This is a genomic window from Puniceibacterium sp. IMCC21224 (genome assembly GCF_001038505.1).
In the GTDB taxonomy this organism is placed as follows: Bacteria; Pseudomonadota; Alphaproteobacteria; order Rhodobacterales; family Rhodobacteraceae; genus Puniceibacterium.
Window position 1 is genome coordinate 270496 of record NZ_LDPY01000001.1, and the last position, 19306, is coordinate 289801.

The 19306-nt window shown below is 59.1% G+C and carries 19 protein-coding genes; 14 read left to right on the top strand and 5 right to left on the bottom strand.

The window, feature by feature from the left end; all coding sequences use genetic code 11:
* Position 1: 1 nt before the first annotated feature.
* Positions 2–1228 (bottom strand): argininosuccinate synthase, encoded by a 1227-nt coding sequence (locus tag IMCC21224_RS01255; protein WP_047996775.1) that lies wholly within the window; start codon positions 1226–1228, stop codon positions 2–4.
* Between the two features lie 126 nt (positions 1229–1354).
* Between IMCC21224_RS01255 and IMCC21224_RS01260 the strand changes: the two genes are divergently transcribed.
* A complete protein-coding gene (locus IMCC21224_RS01260) occupies positions 1355–2110 on the top strand; it encodes a hypothetical protein (protein WP_047993798.1) in 756 nt (251 codons plus the stop codon).
* A gap of 39 nt (positions 2111–2149) precedes the next feature.
* Positions 2150–3376, top strand: coding sequence for a threonine ammonia-lyase IlvA (gene ilvA / locus IMCC21224_RS01265; protein ID WP_047993799.1), 1227 nt, complete (start codon positions 2150–2152; stop codon positions 3374–3376).
* Positions 3377–3402: 26 nt separating this feature from the next.
* Here ilvA and IMCC21224_RS01270 read toward each other — a convergent pair whose 3' ends face one another.
* Positions 3403–3738 (bottom strand): Hpt domain-containing protein, encoded by a 336-nt coding sequence (locus tag IMCC21224_RS01270; RefSeq protein ID WP_047993800.1) that lies wholly within the window; start codon positions 3736–3738, stop codon positions 3403–3405.
* Positions 3739–3935: 197 nt separating this feature from the next.
* Between IMCC21224_RS01270 and IMCC21224_RS01275 the strand changes: the two genes are divergently transcribed.
* Entirely contained in the window at positions 3936–5180 is a 1245-nt protein-coding gene (locus IMCC21224_RS01275) for a PP2C family protein-serine/threonine phosphatase (protein WP_156178073.1), read from the top strand.
* Here the strand turns inward: IMCC21224_RS01275 and IMCC21224_RS01280 are convergent.
* Positions 5168–5605: an NUDIX hydrolase gene (locus IMCC21224_RS01280; RefSeq protein ID WP_047993802.1), complete on the bottom strand. Its 438-nt coding sequence runs from the start codon at positions 5603–5605 to the stop codon at positions 5168–5170. The genes IMCC21224_RS01275 and IMCC21224_RS01280 overlap by 13 nt on opposite strands.
* 77 nt (positions 5606–5682) lie before the next feature.
* Between IMCC21224_RS01280 and IMCC21224_RS01285 the strand changes: the two genes are divergently transcribed.
* The 9 genes from IMCC21224_RS01285 (at position 5683) to IMCC21224_RS01325 (ending at position 16400) form a co-directional block, all read left to right on the top strand.
* The gene (locus IMCC21224_RS01285) at positions 5683–6672 is read left to right on the top strand and encodes an Hsp33 family molecular chaperone HslO (RefSeq protein ID WP_047993803.1); all 990 of its coding nucleotides are present in this window, start codon (positions 5683–5685) and stop codon (positions 6670–6672) included.
* Positions 6662–7261: a CoA pyrophosphatase gene (locus IMCC21224_RS01290; protein ID WP_047993804.1), complete on the top strand. Its 600-nt coding sequence runs from the start codon at positions 6662–6664 to the stop codon at positions 7259–7261. Before IMCC21224_RS01285 ends, IMCC21224_RS01290 begins: the two co-directional genes overlap by 11 nt.
* Entirely contained in the window at positions 7258–8409 is a 1152-nt protein-coding gene (locus IMCC21224_RS01295) for a CCA tRNA nucleotidyltransferase (protein WP_047993805.1), read from the top strand. Before IMCC21224_RS01290 ends, IMCC21224_RS01295 begins: the two co-directional genes overlap by 4 nt.
* 102 nt (positions 8410–8511) lie before the next feature.
* Entirely contained in the window at positions 8512–10368 is a 1857-nt protein-coding gene (locus IMCC21224_RS01300; RefSeq protein WP_047993806.1) for an ABC transporter ATP-binding protein, read from the top strand.
* On the top strand, positions 10365–12215 hold the full coding sequence (locus IMCC21224_RS01305) for an ABC transporter ATP-binding protein (protein ID WP_047993807.1): 1851 nt from the start codon (positions 10365–10367) through the stop codon (positions 12213–12215). The genes IMCC21224_RS01300 and IMCC21224_RS01305 overlap by 4 nt, the downstream gene beginning before the upstream one ends.
* On the top strand, positions 12212–14059 hold the full coding sequence (locus IMCC21224_RS01310; RefSeq protein WP_047993808.1) for an ABC transporter ATP-binding protein: 1848 nt from the start codon (positions 12212–12214) through the stop codon (positions 14057–14059). Before IMCC21224_RS01305 ends, IMCC21224_RS01310 begins: the two co-directional genes overlap by 4 nt.
* Positions 14056–14571, top strand: coding sequence for an ATPase AAA (locus tag IMCC21224_RS01315; RefSeq protein WP_047993809.1), 516 nt, complete (start codon positions 14056–14058; stop codon positions 14569–14571). Before IMCC21224_RS01310 ends, IMCC21224_RS01315 begins: the two co-directional genes overlap by 4 nt.
* A gap of 19 nt (positions 14572–14590) precedes the next feature.
* A complete protein-coding gene (locus IMCC21224_RS01320) occupies positions 14591–15811 on the top strand; it encodes a class I SAM-dependent RNA methyltransferase (RefSeq protein WP_047993810.1) in 1221 nt (406 codons plus the stop codon).
* 91 nt (positions 15812–15902) lie between these two features.
* Positions 15903–16400: a murein L,D-transpeptidase family protein gene (locus IMCC21224_RS01325; protein ID WP_047993811.1), complete on the top strand. Its 498-nt coding sequence runs from the start codon at positions 15903–15905 to the stop codon at positions 16398–16400.
* 33 nt (positions 16401–16433) lie between these two features.
* On the opposite strand, the gene IMCC21224_RS01330 is transcribed toward IMCC21224_RS01325, so the two are convergent.
* The gene (locus IMCC21224_RS01330; RefSeq protein WP_082135099.1) at positions 16434–16985 is read right to left on the bottom strand and encodes a CAP domain-containing protein; all 552 of its coding nucleotides are present in this window, start codon (positions 16983–16985) and stop codon (positions 16434–16436) included.
* Between the two features lie 164 nt (positions 16986–17149).
* Here IMCC21224_RS01330 and IMCC21224_RS01335 point away from each other — a divergent pair, with 164 nt between their 5' ends.
* Together IMCC21224_RS01335 and IMCC21224_RS01340 are read left to right on the top strand one after the other, a co-directional pair.
* Positions 17150–17767: a L,D-transpeptidase family protein gene (locus IMCC21224_RS01335; RefSeq protein WP_047993812.1), complete on the top strand. Its 618-nt coding sequence runs from the start codon at positions 17150–17152 to the stop codon at positions 17765–17767.
* Between the two features lie 150 nt (positions 17768–17917).
* On the top strand, positions 17918–18115 hold the full coding sequence (locus tag IMCC21224_RS01340; RefSeq protein WP_047993813.1) for a hypothetical protein: 198 nt from the start codon (positions 17918–17920) through the stop codon (positions 18113–18115).
* Positions 18116–18195: 80 nt separating this feature from the next.
* Here the strand turns inward: IMCC21224_RS01340 and hemH are convergent, their stop codons facing one another.
* Complete coding sequence (gene hemH / locus IMCC21224_RS01345; protein WP_047993814.1) at positions 18196–19263, bottom strand: ferrochelatase; 1068 nt, start codon at positions 19261–19263, stop codon at positions 18196–18198.
* Between the last annotated feature and the right edge of the window lie 43 nt (positions 19264–19306).

The window sequence follows — 19306 nt, forward strand, 5'->3', positions numbered from 1 at the left end:
CTTAGCCTTTTAGCCGCCGGTTGCGGGCGGCCAGAAGTTTGAGACGCAGCGCATTCAGTTGAATAAAGCCCTGTGCATCCTTTTGGTCATAGGCACCGGCATCTTCTTCGAATGTGACATGCGCTTCGGAATACAGGCTGTGCTCTGACCACCGCGCCACGGTGCGAACTGAACCTTTGTAGAGTTTGATCCGGACCGTGCCGGACACGTGCTCTTGGGATTTGTCGATCAGGGCCTGCATCATCTCGCGTTCGGGGCTGAACCAGAAACCATTATAGATCAGTTCGGCGTAGCGCGGCATGATGCTGTCTTTGAGGTGGCCCGCGCCGGAATCGAGTGTGATCTGTTCGATCCCGCGATGTGCCTCGAGTAGGAGCGTGCCGCCGGGGGTTTCGTACATGCCGCGCGACTTCATCCCGACAAAGCGGTTCTCGACCAGGTCGAGCCGCCCGACGCCATGCTTGCCGCCCAGTTCGTTGAGTTTGGTCAGGATGGTCGCGGGCGACATTTCCTCGCCATTGATGGCCACAGCATCACCCTTTTCAAAGGTGATCTCGACCATTTCCGGCGTGTTGGGCGCGTCTTCGGGGTTCACAGTCCGCTGGTAGACGTAATCGGGGGCCTCTTGCGCCGGATCCTCCAGCACCTTGCCCTCGGAAGAGGTGTGCAGCAGGTTGGCATCGACCGAAAACGGCGCCTCGCCCCGCTTGTCTTTGGCAATCGGGATCTGGTTTTTCTCTGCAAACTCAAGAAGTTTGGTCCGCGACGACAGATCCCATTCACGCCACGGCGCGATCACTTTTATATCCGGGTTCAGCGCATAGGCCGCCAGTTCGAACCGCACCTGATCGTTGCCCTTGCCGGTTGCGCCATGCGACACGGCGTCTGCACCGGTTTCGGCGGCAATCTCGACCAGCCGTTTTGAGATCAGCGGCCGTGCGATGGACGTGCCCAGCAGATACAGCCCCTCGTACAGCGCATTGGCGCGGAACATCGGGAATACGAAGTCGCGCACAAATTCCTCGCGCACGTCCTCAATATAGATGTTCTCGGGTTTGATCCCCAGCAGGATCGCCTTTTCCCGCGCCGGCTCAAGCTCTTCGCCCTGGCCCAGATCGGCGGTAAAGGTCACAACCTCGCAACCATATTCGGTTTGCAGCCATTTCAGGATGATCGACGTATCGAGACCACCGGAATAGGCCAGAACGACTTTCTTGGGCGCGGACATGGGCATTTCCTCTGCATGTTTGGCGCGCGAATATCCGGTTTTCCGATGCGGGGCAAGGTTTGCCCCTTTGTGGGCAGGTATCTGCATGTTAACTCTGCGCTGGTGGTAAATTATAGGAGCAACGCGATGAAAGGCTGGCAGATCTTCCTTCATTCGGTGCGGCTGGTGTTTCGCAATCTCGATCAGGCGTTCCGGGTGTCGATTGTTCTTTACCTGGTGCAGGCGGTCAATCAGATCGCTTTGTTTCTGAACCCGCCGCAATTGATTACGAACGATGTTGGCGCGCAGATGCCCGCCATGACGCCGGGATCTGGGCTGCAAGCGCTGGTCATGGGCATCGTTGCGCTTCTGGCCAGTCTGTGGATCGCCGTAGCCTGGCATCGTTTTGTTTTAAAAGAGGAATATCCCGCGGGCTGGCTGCCGCGGTGGCACGGGTCATGTATGGTGGGCTATCTTGGCCGGTCGATCCTGCTGGGGTTCGCCGTTGGTCTGGGGGTCACGATCGCTGCCATACCGGCGGTTGCGGTCCTCTCGGTGGAGCCGGCGGCTTGGGGGGTGGTCTATATGGCGATGATCTGGGTTGCCGCCTTTATCTTTTTCCGGCTTGCGGTGATGTTGCCAGCCTCTGCGCTGGGCGAAAGCCTGCCTTTGTCAGAGGCATGGCGGGCGACATCGGGCGAATCCGGAACCTTCACAGTGCTGGCGGCACTGGTTGTAGGGGCTAGCATCATCGTCATGCTGCCGAGCCTGATCCACAATAATTCGGGATCACTCATCGACCTTGTCTACGGGATCGTGGTGAACTGGTTCATGACCATCATCGGGATTTCCGTACTGACGACGCTATATGGCCATTTTATCCAAAAGCGGCCCATCGACTGACATCTTGCGAAAAGCTCTGTCCTGCGCCATGTCAATGGAATGACCGATTTTCAAACTGCCGCCCGTGCCGCAACCGTTGCCATGCGGGATGTCTTTCCCGCGACGCCACTGCTGCGCAATGCGCATCTGTCGGATCGGTTCGATGCAGATATCTGGCTGAAACGCGAGGATCTGTCGCCGGTCCGCAGCTATAAACTGCGCGGGGCATTCAACGCGATGCGCAAACGTCCCGAAGTGCCTTTGTATGTTTGTGCCTCGGCAGGGAATCACGCGCAGGGCGTCGCCTTTATGTGTCGCCATTTTGGGGTGAATGGCGTGATCTTTATGCCAGTCACGACGCCGCAGCAAAAGATCCAGAAGACCCGGATGTTTGGTGGTGACGCGGTGGAAATCCGCCTTACGGGCGACTATTTCGACGATACTTTGCGTGCGGCACAAACGTACTGCGCTGAAACCAAGGGCTACTTTCTGTCGCCGTTTGACGACGAGGATGTAATAGAAGGTCAGGCATCAGTTGCGGTCGAAATCGAAGAGCAGTTGGGACGTCTGCCGGATCATATCATCATTCCAGTCGGTGGCGGCGGACTGTCGGCAGGCGCGATCAGCTATTTTGGCAACGGCACGCAATACAGCTTTGTCGAACCGCTGGGCGGCGCCTGTTTACGGGCGGCACTTAAGGCTGGACGGCCGGTCAAGCTCGATAAGGTCAACACGTTTGCGGATGGCGCAGCCGTGGGTCAGATCGGTGCGCGCACGTTTGCCCGCCTGCGCGACGTGGGCCTGGCCAACGCACTGACGATCCCCGAGGATCGGCTTTGCACAACCATGCTCGACATGTTGAATGTTGAGGGCATTGTGCTGGAGCCGGCCGGCGCGCTGGCGGTTGATGCTCTCAAAGATCTGGGACAGTCGATCCGTGGCCGCACCGTGGTGTGCGTCACCTCCGGCGGCAATTTCGATTTTGAGCGTTTGCCCGAGGTCAAGGAACGCGCGCAGCGGTTTTCAGGGGTCAAAAAGTACTTTATTCTGCGGTTGCCGCAACGGCCCGGTGCGTTGAAGGACTTTCTTGGGCTTCTGGGTCCAGAGGATGACATCGCCCGGTTCGAGTATCTCAAGAAATCCGCGCGCAACTTTGGATCAGTGCTGATTGGAATCGAAACCACTGATGCCGCCAATTTTGCGACGTTCTTTGCCAAACTCGACACCAACGGGTTCACCTATCAGGACATCACTGATGACGAGGTTCTGGCGCAGTTTCTGATCTGACCGATGCGCGAACCCGGCGGGACGTATCAGGCCGCCATGTGTTTCGGCAGTTCAGTCAGGAACAGCTTTCGTGACATGTTGTAGATCGAGAGAACGTGCCCGGGGTCGATCCCGACAACATCCCCCCCAGCCGCTGCCCGCTCAGCGGCCTGGCAATGCTGCGCCAGCGCCGAAAAGCCCAAGTTCAAGGCGCTTCCCTTAAGGAAATGCAGGGCATTCTCAAGTGCGTTTGCGTCGGACATCCGAGTCGGCAAGGAATCAAGTGTTTCTTCAACCTCGGCAAGAAACAGTTCAACCACTTCGCCAAAATCATCTGCGCCGATTTCATCACACAGTTCGCGCACCCGCGACCAGTCGATCATTCCGAAACCCTCCGTTTGCTGCAACTCTGACGTGTAAACGTAAACAGGGTGTTACCAATAGGGGTCAAATACCGCGCATTTTAGAGTTCACTCGATGTTAAAGACGGGCGCGGTATTCATCGGGAACTGCTCAGTTTCTCTTTCGGACGTAAGGTCATGGTGTGATTCCAATAGCGCAAAATCTGGCTAACACAGAAATGGTTCGCGCAGCGGTGCAGCGGATCCTTGTGGTTGACGATAGCCGACTTCAGCGCAAGATTGTTACCTCGATGCTCGACCGCTGGGGATACCAGGTGATGCAGGCGGAATCCGGTGAGGAGGCGCTTGATATCGCGCAGCGCTTTGCGCCCGATCTGGTGCTGTCGGACTGGATGATGCCAGGTATGGACGGGCTTGAATTTTGTCGTCAATTCAGGAGCTTATCAAGCGATGCTTATGGGTACTTCATTCTGCTCACCTCTAAATCCGACAAGGGAGAGGTGGCGCAGGGGTTGGACGCCGGTGCTGATGATTTCCTGACCAAGCCGGTCAATGCGCATGAATTGCGAGCGCGCATAAATGCCGGCGCTCGCGTCGTGTCGATGGAGCGGGAGCTTAGCGAAAAAAACCGGCTGATCTCGAACACTCTCGCTCAACTGCAAACCGTTTATGATGCTATTGATCAGGATTTGAAACAGGCGCGGCTGATTCAGGAATCACTGGTCCCCGAACGCACACGGCGCTTTGGCACGTCGCAGGTCAGCCTGCTGTTAAAGCCGTGTGGTCATGTCGGTGGCGATTTGGTGGGTATGTTCAGTCCGGCGCACGATAGGCTTGGCGCTTACAGTATCGACGTTTCCGGGCATGGCATCACCTCGGCCCTGGTGACGGCACGGGTGGCGGGCTATCTCAGCAGCCGCTATCCCGATCAGAATCTGGGACTCGAGCGTCGGTTTGACACGTTTCATGCCCTGCGCCCACCCGAAGTGGTGGCGACGATGCTGAATGAGCGACTTTCATCGGATGTAGGGATCGAGGAATATCTGACCATGCTCTACATGACCGCGGACTTGTCCAGCGGAGAGGTGCGGCTGGTGCAGGCTGGGCATCCACCACCGCTGCTGTTGCGCGCTGACGGTCAGGCCGCGTTTGTCGGAAATGGCGGTCTGCCCGTCGGGCTGGTCGAGGCGGCGCAATATGAACGGCAGACCCTATTCTTGCGACCTGGGGACCGTCTTTTGCTCTATACCGATGGCTTCAGCGAGGCGGTGATGAGCGACGGCCAAATGTTGGGAGACGAGGGGCTCTTGCGTCTCGTCCGCGAAACCGCCCGAGGTGCGCAAGGTCCAGAGTTCCTTGACGATTTGTTCTGGCGCCTCACTCAGGGGATGGCTCCGGGCGGTGGTTTGGAAGATGACGTTTCCGCCACTTTGCTGGAATTTGATGTGCTTCAGCCGGAATAATGGGTCACAAAATGCCGATCACCGGGATTTCCCAGAACTTCGGCGGCAAGGGTGGATGCCATCCAGACGGCCTCATGTCCCAATTCTGTTGGGGGACCGATGGGGCGGACGGGATGCGCGCGATAGATGATACAGAGCTTTTCGGCCCACATGTCGTATTCGGGCATAAAGGTGAATCGCCGGAATGCACCCAAGCGGCGAGGCCGAGCGATCAACCACCCGGTTTCTTCAAACACCTCGCGATGCAGGGCCGTCAGGGGTGATTCGCCGGGGTCGATACCGCCGCCGGGCAATTGGTATTCCGGGTGCGGGTCGTCCTGATGGGTCAGCAACAGCGCTGCGCCGCGCGGCAAGATAGCATAGGCTCCGGGTCGTAGACTGTAGCGACGACCTGGTTCTGGTGGCTCTCCGAAACGTGGTGTCATTGCTCTTCCTCTTGGACCCTGCCGACTTGTGCCTATATAGACGCGGTATGCCAACGCGTGGCAGATAAGGAAACCCCATGACCCTTGGACTAAAACTCGCCTGGGACGACACCGTCCTGCCCTTTCAGCTGGACCGTTCGGATATCCGCGGCCGTGTTGCACGGCTTGATGGTGTATTGGACGGTATCCTCAAGCAGCACAATTACCCACCGCAAGTCGAGGCGCTGGTGGCTGAAATGGCGTTGCTCACGGCGCTGATCGGTCAGACGATCAAACTGCGATGGAAGTTGTCGCTTCAGGTTCAATCCAAGGGCCCGGTGCGCATGATCGCGACTGATTTTTACGGCCCCGAGGCGGATGACCAGCCTGCCCGCATTCGCGCCTACGCCAGCTATGACGCTGATCGCCTGACGGATGAGCCGCCGATGGCGCAAGTGGGTGACGGTTATTTTGCCGTGCTCATTGATCAGGGCGAGGGGATGACGCCCTATCAGGGTATTACGCCGCTGACGGGTAAGACGCTGGCAGAATGTGCGCAGGCTTATTTTGCCCAATCCGAACAGCTTCCGACCCGCTTTGCACTTAGCTTTGGCCGTAGTGCAGAACCGGGTGTGGCAGAGCATTGGCGCGCCGGCGGCGTCATGTTGCAACATATGCCCAAGGCGTCGCCATTTGCCAAAGACGGCGGATCGGGGGACGGCGGGCTGTTGCAGCCCAATGATTTGATTGATGGCGAGGAGGGCGAGAATTGGAACCGCGCCAACATCCTGCTCGATACGGTCGAAGAGCTTGAGCTGATCGGCCCGACGCTCCCGCCCACCGACCTGCTGGTCCGACTGTTTCACGAAGAAAATCCCAGGGTCTTTGACGCGCAGCCGGTGCGGTTTGGCTGTACCTGTTCCGAAGACCGTGTGAAGCACAGCCTGTCGATTTATTCTGCCAAGGATATTCAGAAGATGACCACGGATGATGGGCGTGTGACAGCGGATTGCCAGTTTTGCGGCGCGCATTACGATCTGGACCCCGCAACCGTCGGGTTCGAGGCGCAGGGCGCGAATGGCGACTGACCAGCTTGATCAGATCCGCAGGGCGCTGACGCTGGATAGCGCCGCGTCCTCGGATTTTGATCTGAACCCCGAGACAGTATTACCCCCGGACCGTGTTTTGCGGCCTGCTGGCGTGTTGCTGGCTCTTGTACCGGGGTCAGCAGGCTATGACGTGATTCTGACCAAGCGGTCGTCGGCATTGCGGCATCATCCCGGGCAAATCGCCTTTCCTGGAGGCAAGCTTGATCCCGGCGACACGGATGTGATCGCGGCCGCCCTGCGCGAGGCAGAAGAAGAGGTGGGGCTGCCACGCCAACAGGTTGACGTCATCGGGACGCTGCCTAGCCACGAAACAGTCACAAATTTTATCATAACGCCAGTCATCGGGCTGGTCCGTGGCACGTTTGAACCAGTTGCCGAGCCAGGTGAGGTGGCTGAAATTTTTGCCGTGCCGCTGTCTCATATCACTGACCCGACACGATTTTCCACGCAGTCGCGCCGCTGGCGCGGATCGCGCAGAAACTATTTCACCGTGCCATTCGGACCCTACTACATCTGGGGGGCGACGGCGCGAATATTGCGTGCGCTCGCTGATCGTATGTCGGAATGAAGGTTTCGGGTGAATGGCTGGAGCAGTCTGGAACCCAGAGCGTGCTGCGCATGCTGACAGGCGCCGGTCATCAGGCATTCGCCGTTGGGGGCTGTGTGCGCAACGCGGTTCTGAGGATGCCGGTAGCGGATGTGGACATAGCCACCGATGCGCGCCCTGCGATGGTCATGGAGTTGGCGGCCAAAGCCGGATTACGGGCGGTTCCAACCGGCATAGACCATGGTACCGTGACCATTGTGGCGAACGGAACCGGCTACGAAGTGACCACCTTTCGCGCTGATATCGAGACGGATGGTCGCCACGCCACTGTTCGCTTTTCCGATGCCGTGACCGAGGATGCCCGACGCCGCGACTTTACGATGAATGCGCTCTATGTCGATTCCACTGGCCAGCTCTGCGACCCTTTGGCTGGGCTGGCTGACTTGCGCGCGCGTCGCGTGCGTTTCATCGAAGACCCCGACCGCCGCATTAACGAGGATTTCCTGCGCATCCTGCGGTTTTTTCGCTTTGTGGCTTGGTACGGCGATCCTGCTGCCGGCCTGGATCCCCAGGCGCTTGCGGCCATTGCAACCCATCTTGACGGTCTCGATAATTTGTCACGGGAACGGGTCGGAAGCGAGGTTATCAAGCTCCTCGCGGCACCCGATCCTGCGCCTTCGGTGGCGACGATGCGGGCGACCGGGGTGTTGGGTCGTGTGCTGCCGGGTGCGGTGCCGCATGCACTTGGTCCGTTGATTCACATCGAGAGGCAGTTCGCTATAGCGCCTGATGCGTTGCGTCGGCTAGCGGTTCTGGGGTTTGCTGATGGTGCGACCCTGCGATTGTCCCGGGCGGACCAGCGTCATCTTTTGGCTCTGCGCGATGGTATTGAATCGGCTGACGGCGCCGCCGCGCTGGGCTATCGTCATGGCGCGGCTTTTGCACGGGACGTCCTTCTGTTACGCGCAGCATTGTTTGAACTACCATTGAATCCGGCGGCGTTTGTCGCATCAGACCGGGGGGCAACCGCCCGGTTTCCCGTCACGGCCCACGACCTGATGCCAGAGCTTTCCGGCCCGGCTTTGGGTGCCCGACTCAAAAAATTAGAGGACCTCTGGATCGCATCTGACTTTATCCTCGACAGGGATTCGCTGCTACACGGTTCGTGACACCGGCCCGTTTCCGCGCAAATCTTGTCCCTAGCTCCATGGTCATTGTCCGGGAAATCGGTGACAATATGTGGCACCGTCACTCTGACCAAAGCTGTTTCAATGTTCCGGTTTTTTGAAAATCTCGTAGACCCCTATACGCCCTACTCGGAAACGGACACACCACCGACGCGGCTCTTGCCGTTTCTGATGGAGTATGCGCGTCCATTTCACCGGATCTTTTTCTGGACCGGGGTCATGTCGGTTGTGGTGGCCATGGTCGAGATTGGATTGATCTGGGTCATGGGTTGGGTGGTTGACATCCTTTCTGGTGATCCGGCGCAGGTTTGGGCCGATCACGGCGGGGTGCTGCTGGCGCTGGCTGTCTTTATCCTCTTGGTGCGGCCAGTGTTGCAGGCGCTGGATGTGCTGCTGCTCAACAACGCGATTATGCCGAATTTCGGCACCCTGGTACGGTGGCGGGCGCACAGGCAGGTGTTGCGTCAGTCGGTTGGCTGGTTTGAAAATGATTTTGCCGGCCGCATCGCCAACCGTATTATGCAAACCCCGCCTGCCGCGGGTGAGGCGGTGTTCCAGACCTTTGATGCCATCGCTTTTTCGCTGGCTTATCTGGTGGGGGCTACCGCGCTGCTGGGCCAGGTTGAGCCGTGGCTGATCGTGCCGCTTGCGATCTGGATGGGGCTTTACGCCATTCTGATGGTCTGGACCGTGCGGCGCGTCGGGCCGGCGTCCAAAGCGGCATCGGATGCCCGAAGCCTGGTCACCGGGCGGGTTGTGGACAGTTATACCAACATCCATTCGGTCAAGATGTTCGCCCATCACAACACCGAAATTGCCTATGCGCGCGAGGCGATAGATCAGACCCGAACGACGTTTCAGGCTGAAATGCGGCTCTATACCATCATGGACGTGACGCTGGTCTTTCTGAACGGGCTGCTGATTGTGGCAGTTGTCGGTCTGGCGTTGGGGTTCTGGATGCATGGGTTAACCAGTGTCGGGGCTGTCGCCGCCGCTACGGCGCTGACGCTACGATTGAACGCGATGACCGGGTGGATCATGTGGGCGCTGACCACGTTTTTCCGCGAACTCGGGATCGTGGCCGAAGGAATGCAGACGATTGCGCAGCCAGTTACACTGGTGGATGCGCCCGGTGCGGCATCCCTGAATCTGACGGCTGGCCGGATTGAGATTGAGGATCTGTCACATCATTACGGTCGCGGTTCGGGTGGGTTGGACCATGTGTCGCTCAGCATTCAGCCGGGAGAAAAGATCGGCCTGGTGGGACGCTCGGGTGCTGGAAAATCGACTCTGGTCAAGCTGCTGTTGCGGTTTTATGAGGTCGAACAGGGCCGCATTCTGATTGATGGTCAGGACATCGGTTGTGTGACTCAGGACAGTTTGCGGCTGAACATTGGCATGGTCCAACAGGACAGCGCATTGCTGCATCGTTCGGTACGCGACAACATTCTGTATGGCCGCCCCGACGCTTCTGAGGCGCAGATGCTGGCGGCTGCGCATCAGGCGCAGGCGCATGAATTCATTCTCGGGCTTGTGGATATGCATGGTCGTACCGGCTATGATGCTCAGGTGGGCGAACGCGGTGTCAAGCTGTCCGGCGGGCAGCGCCAGCGTGTAACTCTTGCCCGCGTGATCCTGAAGAATGCGCCGATCCTGCTGCTGGACGAGGCGACAAGCGCCCTTGATAGCGAGGTTGAGGCCGCGATTCAGGACACGCTGTATGGCATGATGGAGGGCAAAACCGTGATCGCCATCGCGCACCGATTGTCCACTATTGCCCGAATGGACCGGATTTTGGTGATGGATCAAGGGCGGATTGTGGAACATGGCAGCCATGACGCGCTTTTGGCGCAGGGTGGACTATATGCAGGGTTCTGGTCCCGTCAGTCTGGCGGCTTTCTGGACACCGACCCCGACACAGTGACCGAGGCAACGGAATGAGATTCTCCGACTGGTTAGACCCTTTTGCGCAGGCAAATGGCCCGCCGCCACGGACACTCTGGCCGTTTTTCCGCTGGACGCTGCGTGGTGCGGAAAAGGCGCTGGGCGTCGCAGCCGTTGTGTCGGTGGCCGCCGGTGTGGTCGAAGTCATGGCCGCCCTGATCCTGGGCCTGGTCATCGACGCGGCGCTGTCGTCCGATGCGACCTCAATCTTTGTCGATCAGTCTGGTGTTCTGCTAGTGTCGCTGGCATTTTTTCTGGTGCTGCGCCCAGTGATTTTTGGCGCCAACTCGTATCTGCAAAGCATCGTTGTGGCGCCCAATGTCTTTAACCTCGTGCTGTCGCGGGTGCACCGGTTCACATTGGGCCAGTCGGTGACATTCTTTGACGACGATTTTGCCGGCCGCATCGCGCAAAAGGAAATGCAGACGGCCCGCGCCATGACGGATTCGGTGGTCGAGATCGTGCAGACGGTGCTTTTTGCGCTGGCGTCCGTAATCGGGGCGGCGCTGATGCTGGGCACGGTGGATGTGCGGATCGCGCTGGGGCTCGTGGTATGGTTGGCCGGCTATCTGCTGATGATCCGATATTTCATGCCGCTGATCCGGTCGACATCCAAGGCACGGGCTGCCGCGCGGGCGATGGTTACCGGGCAGGTCGTGGACACCGTGACCAACATCAAGATCGTCAAACTGTTTGCCCACGCAGATTTTGAGGATCGCGCGGCGCTGGGCGCAATGGGCACGTTCCGCGACAGATCGCTGGAATTCGGGCGGATCTCGGTCACGTTCCGGTTCTGGCTGGTGGCGATGGCGGGTGTTTTGCCGGTGCTGCTGGTGGGCGGTGCGCTATGGTACTGGTCGCGTGGATTGGTGACGGCGGGGGATATTGCCGCCACAGGCGCGGTGTCGCTGCGGTTGGCGCAAATGACCGGGTGGGTCAGTTTCACGTTGATGGGGCTCTATGCCAATGTGGGTGAGGTCGAGGATGGGATGCGCACGCTTACCCCGCCGCACACGTTGCTTGATGCCGACGGCGCTGCGGAACTGACGGTGCCAAAAGGGCGCATCACGCTCGACAATGTGGGTTTTGCCTATGGACGCAAAACCGGTGGGGTTGAGCATCTGAACCTCGACATCGCGCCTGGGGAAAAACTGGGCATTGTTGGCGCGTCTGGGGCGGGGAAATCGACGTTGGTGGCTCTGCTCTTGCGGCTTTATGATGCCGAACAGGGACGGATTTTGATCGACGGTCAGGACATTCGCGGCGTCACGCAGGAATCCCTGCGCCGCCAGATCGGCATGGTCACGCAGGAAACCGCAATGTTCAACCGTTCGGCTTTGGACAACATCCGGTACGGCAAACCAGATGCAACCGAGGCCGAGGTTCATGCCGCCGCGCAAAAGGCTGAGGCCCATGATTTCATCGGCGGGCTTGAGGATCACGCTGGTCGCAAGGGCTACCTCGCGCATCTGGGCGAGCGTGGCGTGAAACTGTCGGGTGGTCAGAGACAGCGCATCGCGCTGGCGCGCGCCATCCTCAAAAACGCGCCGATCCTCATTCTGGACGAGGCGACCAGCGCTCTGGATTCTGAAGTTGAGGCGTCAATACAAGAGGCGCTGGAGCAGGTCATGACCGGCAAGACGGTTCTGGCCGTCGCGCACCGCTTGTCGACGATTTCGTCGATGGATCGCATCCTTGTGCTGGATCAGGGTCGTATTGCTGAACTGGGCACACATGACGCGCTGCTGGCGCAGGGTGGTCTGTACGCGCGCTACTGGAACCGGCAGTCGCGCGGTTTCATAGGCTCTGACCAGGGGTCGGATGGTCAGGAGGCAGCGGAATGAGAACCCTTTGGCAGTGGCTCCTTGCTTTGATCGACGTGTTTCAGCCCGCCGAGGGCCCACCGCCGCAGCATCTTTGGCCATTCGCGAAATGGGCCTTGCGCGGGTCGGAACGGGCGATTGCGCTGACCTTTGCCGTTACTTTTGTGGCCGGGATGTCTGAAATCGTGGCTGCTTCGTTCACTGGCTGGGTCATCGACGCGGCGTCTGTGCACGACGGTGGCGGGTTCTGGGCACCTTTCTGGCCAGTCATCGTCTTTGGCGGCCTGTTTTTTCTGGTGTTACGCCCGTTGTTGTTCGCCGCCGATGCCGGGGTGACGGGAATACTGTTGGGGCCGCATTTGTTTCCGCTGGTGCTAAGCCGGGTCAACCGGCACACGCTGGGCCACTCCATGCGCTACTTTGAGAATGATTTTGCCGGGCGGATCAGCCAGAAGGCGTTGCAGACCTCGCGGGCGTTGACCGACGTGGTGATAGAAGTTGCCGATGTTGGAATCTATTCACTGGCCGTCTTTGGTGGATCACTGCTGCTTATGGCGCACATTGATACTCGGTTGTTGCTGATTTTTGTGCTTTGGGGCGGGCTCTATTTTGTCGCGCTTCGCTACTTCATCCCGCGGGTGCAGCGGCGCGCGGCGGCACGGGCAGGCGCGCGAACCCAGGTGACCGGGCAGATTGTCGACACCCTGTCGAATATCGCAGCGGTCAAATTGTTCGCCCACAGCCAGTACGAGGATCGCGCAACCCTGCGCGAGCTTGACCATTTCCGGCAGCGCGCGCTGGAATTTGGCGGCATCTCATCCATGTTCCGGCTGGTGCTGATGACGTTGGGCGGGATGCTGCCGCTGTTCAGTATCCTTGGGGCGCTGTATCTTTGGACGCTTGGCAGCGCGTCGACGGGCGATATTGCCATGACCGCGATGGTCGCCACACGGCTGAGTCAGTTGACCAACCGTCTGGGCCGCGTCGCCATTTCGATCTTTACCAATATCGGTGAGATTGAGGATGGTATCTTAACCCTCGCGCCCCCGCACGAGATTACGGATCGCAGTGGTGCGCAGGACACCGCCAAGGGACCGGGCGCGGTTTTGTTTGAGGGCGTCAAGTTTGCCTATGGCGGGTCAGTTGCAGCGCTTCAGGATCTGACGCTGGATATCAAGGCGGGTGAAAAGGTGGCACTGGTTGGCGCGTCTGGCGCGGGTAAATCCACCACCATGTCATTGCTGCTGCGACTTTATGAGCTGGAAGAGGGTCGTATCCTGCTCGACGGGACCGACATTCGTGATCTCACCCAAGAGGCACTGCGGCGGCAGATTTCGGTCGTGCGGCAAGAGACGTCGATGTTCAACCGTTCGGCTTTGGCCAACATTCGCTACGGGCAACCCGAAGCGACGGATGAAGAAGTGTTTGACGCCGCCCGCCGCGCGTCGGCGCACGAATTTATTCAGGATTTGCAGGATCACAAAGGCAGATCAGGGTATGCCGCGCGCTTGGGTGAACGCGGGGTTAAGCTGTCGGGCGGGCAGCGGCAGCGTATCGCGCTGGCGCGGGCCATCCTCAAGGATGCGCCGGTTCTGGTACTGGACGAGGCGACCTCGGCGCTCGACAGTGAGGTCGAAGCCGAGATTCAAGAGGCGCTGGCCGCAGTGATGGAGGGCAAGACGGTGATCGCTATCGCGCATCGTCTATCCACGATCGCGAGCATGGACCGGATAGTGGTCATGGAACACGGCCGGATCGCCGAAATCGGCACACACGCGGCGCTGTTGGCGCAGGACGGACTCTATGCCCGCTTCTGGAACCGGCAATCGGGTGGATTTCTGGGAGCGCAGGAGGCGGCAGAGTGAAGCGGGTCATGATCGTGGGACAGCCCGGATCGGGAAAATCCACGCTGGCGCGCCGAATTGGGCGAAAAACCGACCTGCCCGTGATTCACATGGATCACATCCACTGGCAGTCTGGTTGGGCAGAGCGCCCGAAGCCGCAAAAAATCATTTTGGCACAAGAGGCCGAGGCCGGTGATCTGTGGGTGTTCGAAGGCGGCCTGTCGGCCACTTATGACACGCGGTTGGCGCGTGCGGATACTCTGGTCATGCTGGACCTGCCACTTTGGCTACGGGCCTGGCGCGTGTTTTACCGTACGTTGCGGTATTATGGTCGAACACGTCCGGACCTGCCTGACGGCTGCCCAGAGCGGTTTGATTATGTCTTTTGGAAATGGATTTGGGACACCCGGCACAGCGGGCGCCAGCAGAACCTTGCACTGATCGACCGGGCCGGACCAGAGACAGATGTACATCGCCTTTGTTCCCCTCGTGAGGTGAATGCGTTTCTGACACGGCTCGACGCGGGCGGATAAACCGGGCAAGAGGCGGATCATGGCAATTTTACGCATCGAACGGTTGGGGCATCAGGGCGACGGGATCGCCCGTGGTCCGGTATTTGTCCCGGGCGCTTTGCCCGGCGAAGAGGTCGAGGGAGAAGTAGTTGACGGCATCCTCGCCGTGCCAAAAATCGTCACACCGTCCTCTGATCGCGTCCGCGGTCCCTGCGCTCATGCCCGATCCTGCGGCGGCTGTCAGTTGCAGCATGCCAGCGACGGCTTTGTCGGTGACTGGAAGACTGATGTGGTGCGACAGGCGTTGTCAGCCCACGGGCTAGACACTGAGCTTCGAACTATCGCGACGTCGCCGTCGCAGACCCGTCGCCGCGCTGCCTTTTCGGTGCGTCGGACCAAAAAGGGCGCGCTCGCTGGGTTTCACATCAAGGCGTCGGACGTGATCGTGGCAGTTCCGAACTGTCTGCTGGTGCATCCCGATATCGCGGCTGCGCTGCCGCTGGTTGAACAGATCGGTATGTTGGGTGCCAGCCGCAAAGGCGAACTATCTGTACTGATCACTCGAACTGATGGCGGGCTGGATGTGGCGGTGCGTGGTGGCAGACCGCTGGACGCGGCGTTGGGCGAAATGCTGGCTGGCCTGGGTCGCCAGCATGACCTTGCCCGTCTGTCGTGGGAGGGCGATGTTGCTGTTGCGCGCCGGCAGCCTGAACTGCGCATGGGCAAGGCCAATGTTGTGCCGCCGCCCGGTGCCTTTCTTCAGGCCACGCCAGAGGGCGAAGCTGCGTTACTTGCGGCAGTTCAAGAGGTCGTGGCAGGCGCGCGTCGGGTTGCCGATCTTTTTGCCGGCTGCGGCACCTTTGCGCTGCCGCTGAGCGGGGCCGCGCCGGTCCATGCCGTAGAGGGCGAGGCGCCGATGCTGGCCGCGCTGGATCACGGCTGGCGCAACGCGCAGGGGCTAAAGCCAGTGACAACCGAAACGCGCGACTTGTTCCGCAATCCGCTGCTGGTTGATGAATTGCGCCGGTTTGATGCCGTGGTGATCGACCCGCCCCGCGCCGGAGCGCAGGCGCAGATCGCCGAGTTGGCGGCGGCCCATATGCCGCGCATCGCCTATGTCTCGTGCAACCCGGTCAGCTTTGCGCGGGATGCAGCGGCGCTGGTGGCGCAGGGCTATACTCTGGACTGGATACAGGTGGTGGATCAGTTCCGCTGGTCGACGCATGTCGAACTTGCCGCCTGCCTGACGCGCACGCGCTGAACGGATCAATTTGTCGTCATTGCTGTCTTGAGCCTGTATTGGAGGGGCTTTTCAGGCTATAAAGCCACAAAAAACGAGCAGGACAGTCAATATGCGTCTTTTCCGGTTTCTGGCACTTTCGTTGCTTGCCCTCAGTCTGGCGGGTTGCGCGACCAGTAAATTCAAAACCTACAACGGCCCGGCAGTGACGCAGGTCGTCGTCCAAAAGGGCGCGCGCAAGATGTATCTGATGCACAATCAAAAAGTGCTCAAGAGCTACGATATCGGTCTCGGGTTTGCTCCGGTCGGCCACAAGCAGATCGAAGGCGACGGCAGAACACCCGAGGGTGTCTATTACATCGACCGTCGTAATCCCAACAGCCGATTCCATCTGTCCATCGGGGTATCCTATCCAAACCAGCTGGACCGGGCGCTGGCGCAGAACATGGGCAAATCACCCGGTGGCGACATCTTTATCCACGGTCGACCGCCCGAGTTTCGCAAGGGCGGGCGCGACTGGACCTGGGGTTGCATTTCGGTGACTGATCGCGAGATCGAGGATGTCTATGCGATGGTACGCGACGGCACACCGATCAGCATAAATCCCTGAGGGGAGCCCGACCGGTGTTGCCCTGAAGCGCGTTCAGTTTGCGTCAAACGCGAGCTGAACTGGGGCGGACGACCCTCCGGTCACCAGTGTCCACCAGATCTTGCCATTGGGTTCCTGGAACCAGGCAAAGCCAAGATCGGTTGCCGACGAATCGACGATTACGTCGCGCGTTGCGGAATCTTCCATCCAGGCGGCCAGCGTTTCCAACTCGGTCTCGTACGTCTCAGAGATGTTTTCACCCAGCAATTGCCCGGAATAGCCAACGCGGCGTGCCCGATCAATCGGTGACGATCCATCCGAGCCAAAGTGCCAGGGTCGGTTTTGCATCGACATGTCACGTGAATGCGTTGCGGCGGCGGCATTGAGCTGCGAATTCAGCGACACCTTGGCGGCGCCTGCAGCTTCGCGCAGTGCGTTGACTGAATCGAGCATCCGATACTCGATCCGTGCCTCGTCAGCCGAATTGATCCGGTACACCCGTGGCAGTGGTTTGCCATCCGGCCCAAGGGTCGGAGTCGTTACAGTTGGAGCACAAGCCGCGAGAGCCAGAGCTGTGGAAACCAAAAGTGTCGCGACACGTATCATATATTTAGCCACCCATCGTTGTTATCCGAGCCTTATCGCGCACAGCGTTGCTAATCAAACCCACATCGGCGTGAGGATGCCATATGACACGGGTTTGATTTGCGACTGCGGCATTCCGGCAATAATGTGACAAACAGCGATTTATGTAAAATGGAGTCGAAACCATGACTGAAACGACAAAGACACAGTTCAACCGCCGTCGTTTCCTTGCCGGCACTGCAATGGCTGGTTCAGCAGCAATATTGGGCGCACCGGCATATGCGCAGGATTTGAACGGCGCGGGAACGGTCGAGATTGAGCGCGACATCTCAAAGGCCGTACGCCGCAATATTTCCAGCTTCCGTTCGCTTGACTGGCAGCCATATTTTTCGGACCTGAACAAGGGTGCCGTGCTGGTCGATACCACCAGCCGCGCGCTGCACTACTGGTCTGAGGACGGCAATACCTACAAGCTATATCCGACGTCGGTGCCCCTGACCGAGGATCTGACCCGCCTTGGCCGTACCAGTATCGTGCTAAAGGATCCCAACCCGGACTGGCGCCCGACGCCGTCGATGAAGGTCCGCAACCCTGAGTGGCCGGATTACGTCGGTCCGGGCCCTGACAACCCGCTGGGCACGCGCGCGCTGCACCTCAGTTGGACCTACTACCGGATCCACGGAACCCACGACACCCGCAAGATCGGGCGGCGATCCTCCAACGGATGCATCGGCCTGTACAACCAGCATATCGAAGAGCTGTACACGCTCGCCAATGTTGGCACTCAGGTGTTGCTTATTTGACGATATTTTGGCGGCCGGCGGCAGGGACACCTAAAGTTGCGTTTGCATTCTCAAGGTTTTACTGCTTAGAACATGTTACAAGGTAGTCTTGGGTGCTTGGCGTAACCATAGTCCTATGGGCTTACGTCAGGCGAATATCTGGAGAATAACATGAAGAAAATCGCTCTCGCCGCCGCAATGTCCGCCGCTGCCACTTCCGCAATGGCTGGCTCCTATGCCAAGAATGACGTCATGATGGAGCCCGTCGTGGTCGTAGAAGAAACCGCTCAGGCGTCTTCTTCCTCGGGCATCCTGGTCCCGCTGATCCTGCTCGCCCTGGTGGCAGCAGCTGTAGCGTCCAGCAACTAAGCCATATCGGCAAGGTTAAGCGAAAAAGGCGGTGTGAAAACACCGCCTTTTTTGCGTCTGATGGCTGGGTATGGCCCGTGTCAGGGCTGAATCCACCCTTGCAGGTTCTCGTCAATAACGGCTGACAGTGCTGCGATATGCGCCGGATCGTCGTTCAGGCAAGGAATATAGGTGAACTGCTGCCCGCCGGCGTGTTCAAAGCTTTCTCTGATCTCTTCGTTGATCTCTTCCAGTGTTTCGATGCAGTCTGCCGAAAATGCAGGCGCACAGATCGCGATGTTCTTTTTGCCCTCATCGGCGGCGATCCGCGCAACCTCTTCGACAGTGTAGGGTTTCAGCCATTCCTCGGGGCCGAATTTCGACTGGAATGTGGTTCTGATTTCGGTCTTGTCCCATCCCAGCCGCTCGCGCAGCAAACGCGTCGTTTTTTGGCACTGGCAATGATAGGGATCACCCTCCATCAAGTAGCGTTTCGGTACGCCATGGTAGGAACACAGTAGTATGTCAGGCTTTGTCTTCAGCTTGGCATAGGCCGTCTCGACCGAGCGGGCGAGCGCATCGATATACTGAGGATGCGCAAAATAGGGATCCACGGTGCGCACAGCGGGTTGCCATTTCTCGTCCATCAGGCAGCGAAAGAACGCGTCGTTGGCCGTCGCCGAAGTGGCGCCGGCGTAGTGCGGATAAAGCGGGAAAAACAGGATCTTGCGGCATCCGGCCTCGATCATCGCCTTGACTTTGGACCGTGTCGACGGGTTGCCATAGCGCATGCAGAAATCGACCATCACGCGGTCGCCGTATTGTGACTGCATCGTGTCGGCAATGGCTGTAGTTTGATCTCTGGTGATCGTCATCAGTGGGCTTTCGCCAGCCTCGTGGTTCCAGATTGATTTGTAGGCTGCACCAGAACGCGAGGGGCGCGTGGTAAGGATCACCAGTTGCAGCAGCGGTTGCCACAACCAGGGGGAATAGTCGATCACGCGCCGGTCCGACAGGAACTCGCTCAGATAGCGGCGCATCGACCAGTAATCGTAATTGTCCGGCGTGCCGAGGTTGGCAAGCAGGATACCGATCTTTTCCGTCGGCAGTGCCGGATGATCCGCCGGTGCGTTTACTGGCTTTTGGGCTGAAATTGCGGCATCCGGCATGGTCTGATCCTGGTTCTGTTGCTGTGCGGGGTAAGTATCGTCT

What these genes read in the sequence shown, in the direction of transcription:
- IMCC21224_RS01260 (WP_047993798.1), top strand. Translation starts at nt 1,355, where the DNA reads ATGAAAGGCTGGCAGATCTTCCTTCATTCGGTGCGGCTGGTGTTTCGC.
- IMCC21224_RS01330 (WP_082135099.1), bottom strand. Translation starts at nt 16,985, where the DNA reads ATGATACGTGTCGCGACACTTTTGGTTTCCACAGCTCTGGCTCTCGCG.
- IMCC21224_RS01285 (WP_047993803.1), top strand. Translation starts at nt 5,683, where the DNA reads ATGACCCTTGGACTAAAACTCGCCTGGGACGACACCGTCCTGCCCTTT.
- IMCC21224_RS01275 (WP_156178073.1), top strand. Translation starts at nt 3,936, where the DNA reads ATGGTTCGCGCAGCGGTGCAGCGGATCCTTGTGGTTGACGATAGCCGA.
- IMCC21224_RS01300 (WP_047993806.1), top strand. Translation starts at nt 8,512, where the DNA reads ATGTTCCGGTTTTTTGAAAATCTCGTAGACCCCTATACGCCCTACTCG.
- IMCC21224_RS01255 (WP_047996775.1), bottom strand. Translation starts at nt 1,228, where the DNA reads ATGTCCGCGCCCAAGAAAGTCGTTCTGGCCTATTCCGGTGGTCTCGAT.
- IMCC21224_RS01310 (WP_047993808.1), top strand. Translation starts at nt 12,212, where the DNA reads ATGAGAACCCTTTGGCAGTGGCTCCTTGCTTTGATCGACGTGTTTCAG.
- IMCC21224_RS01270 (WP_047993800.1), bottom strand. Translation starts at nt 3,738, where the DNA reads ATGATCGACTGGTCGCGGGTGCGCGAACTGTGTGATGAAATCGGCGCA.
- IMCC21224_RS01305 (WP_047993807.1), top strand. Translation starts at nt 10,365, where the DNA reads ATGAGATTCTCCGACTGGTTAGACCCTTTTGCGCAGGCAAATGGCCCG.
- IMCC21224_RS01320 (WP_047993810.1), top strand. Translation starts at nt 14,591, where the DNA reads ATGGCAATTTTACGCATCGAACGGTTGGGGCATCAGGGCGACGGGATC.
- IMCC21224_RS01335 (WP_047993812.1), top strand. Translation starts at nt 17,150, where the DNA reads ATGACTGAAACGACAAAGACACAGTTCAACCGCCGTCGTTTCCTTGCC.
- IMCC21224_RS01280 (WP_047993802.1), bottom strand. Translation starts at nt 5,605, where the DNA reads ATGACACCACGTTTCGGAGAGCCACCAGAACCAGGTCGTCGCTACAGT.
- IMCC21224_RS01325 (WP_047993811.1), top strand. Translation starts at nt 15,903, where the DNA reads ATGCGTCTTTTCCGGTTTCTGGCACTTTCGTTGCTTGCCCTCAGTCTG.
- IMCC21224_RS01340 (WP_047993813.1), top strand. Translation starts at nt 17,918, where the DNA reads ATGAAGAAAATCGCTCTCGCCGCCGCAATGTCCGCCGCTGCCACTTCC.
- IMCC21224_RS01295 (WP_047993805.1), top strand. Translation starts at nt 7,258, where the DNA reads ATGAAGGTTTCGGGTGAATGGCTGGAGCAGTCTGGAACCCAGAGCGTG.
- IMCC21224_RS01290 (WP_047993804.1), top strand. Translation starts at nt 6,662, where the DNA reads ATGGCGACTGACCAGCTTGATCAGATCCGCAGGGCGCTGACGCTGGAT.
- ilvA (WP_047993799.1), top strand. Translation starts at nt 2,150, where the DNA reads ATGACCGATTTTCAAACTGCCGCCCGTGCCGCAACCGTTGCCATGCGG.
- hemH (WP_047993814.1), bottom strand. Translation starts at nt 19,263, where the DNA reads ATGCCGGATGCCGCAATTTCAGCCCAAAAGCCAGTAAACGCACCGGCG.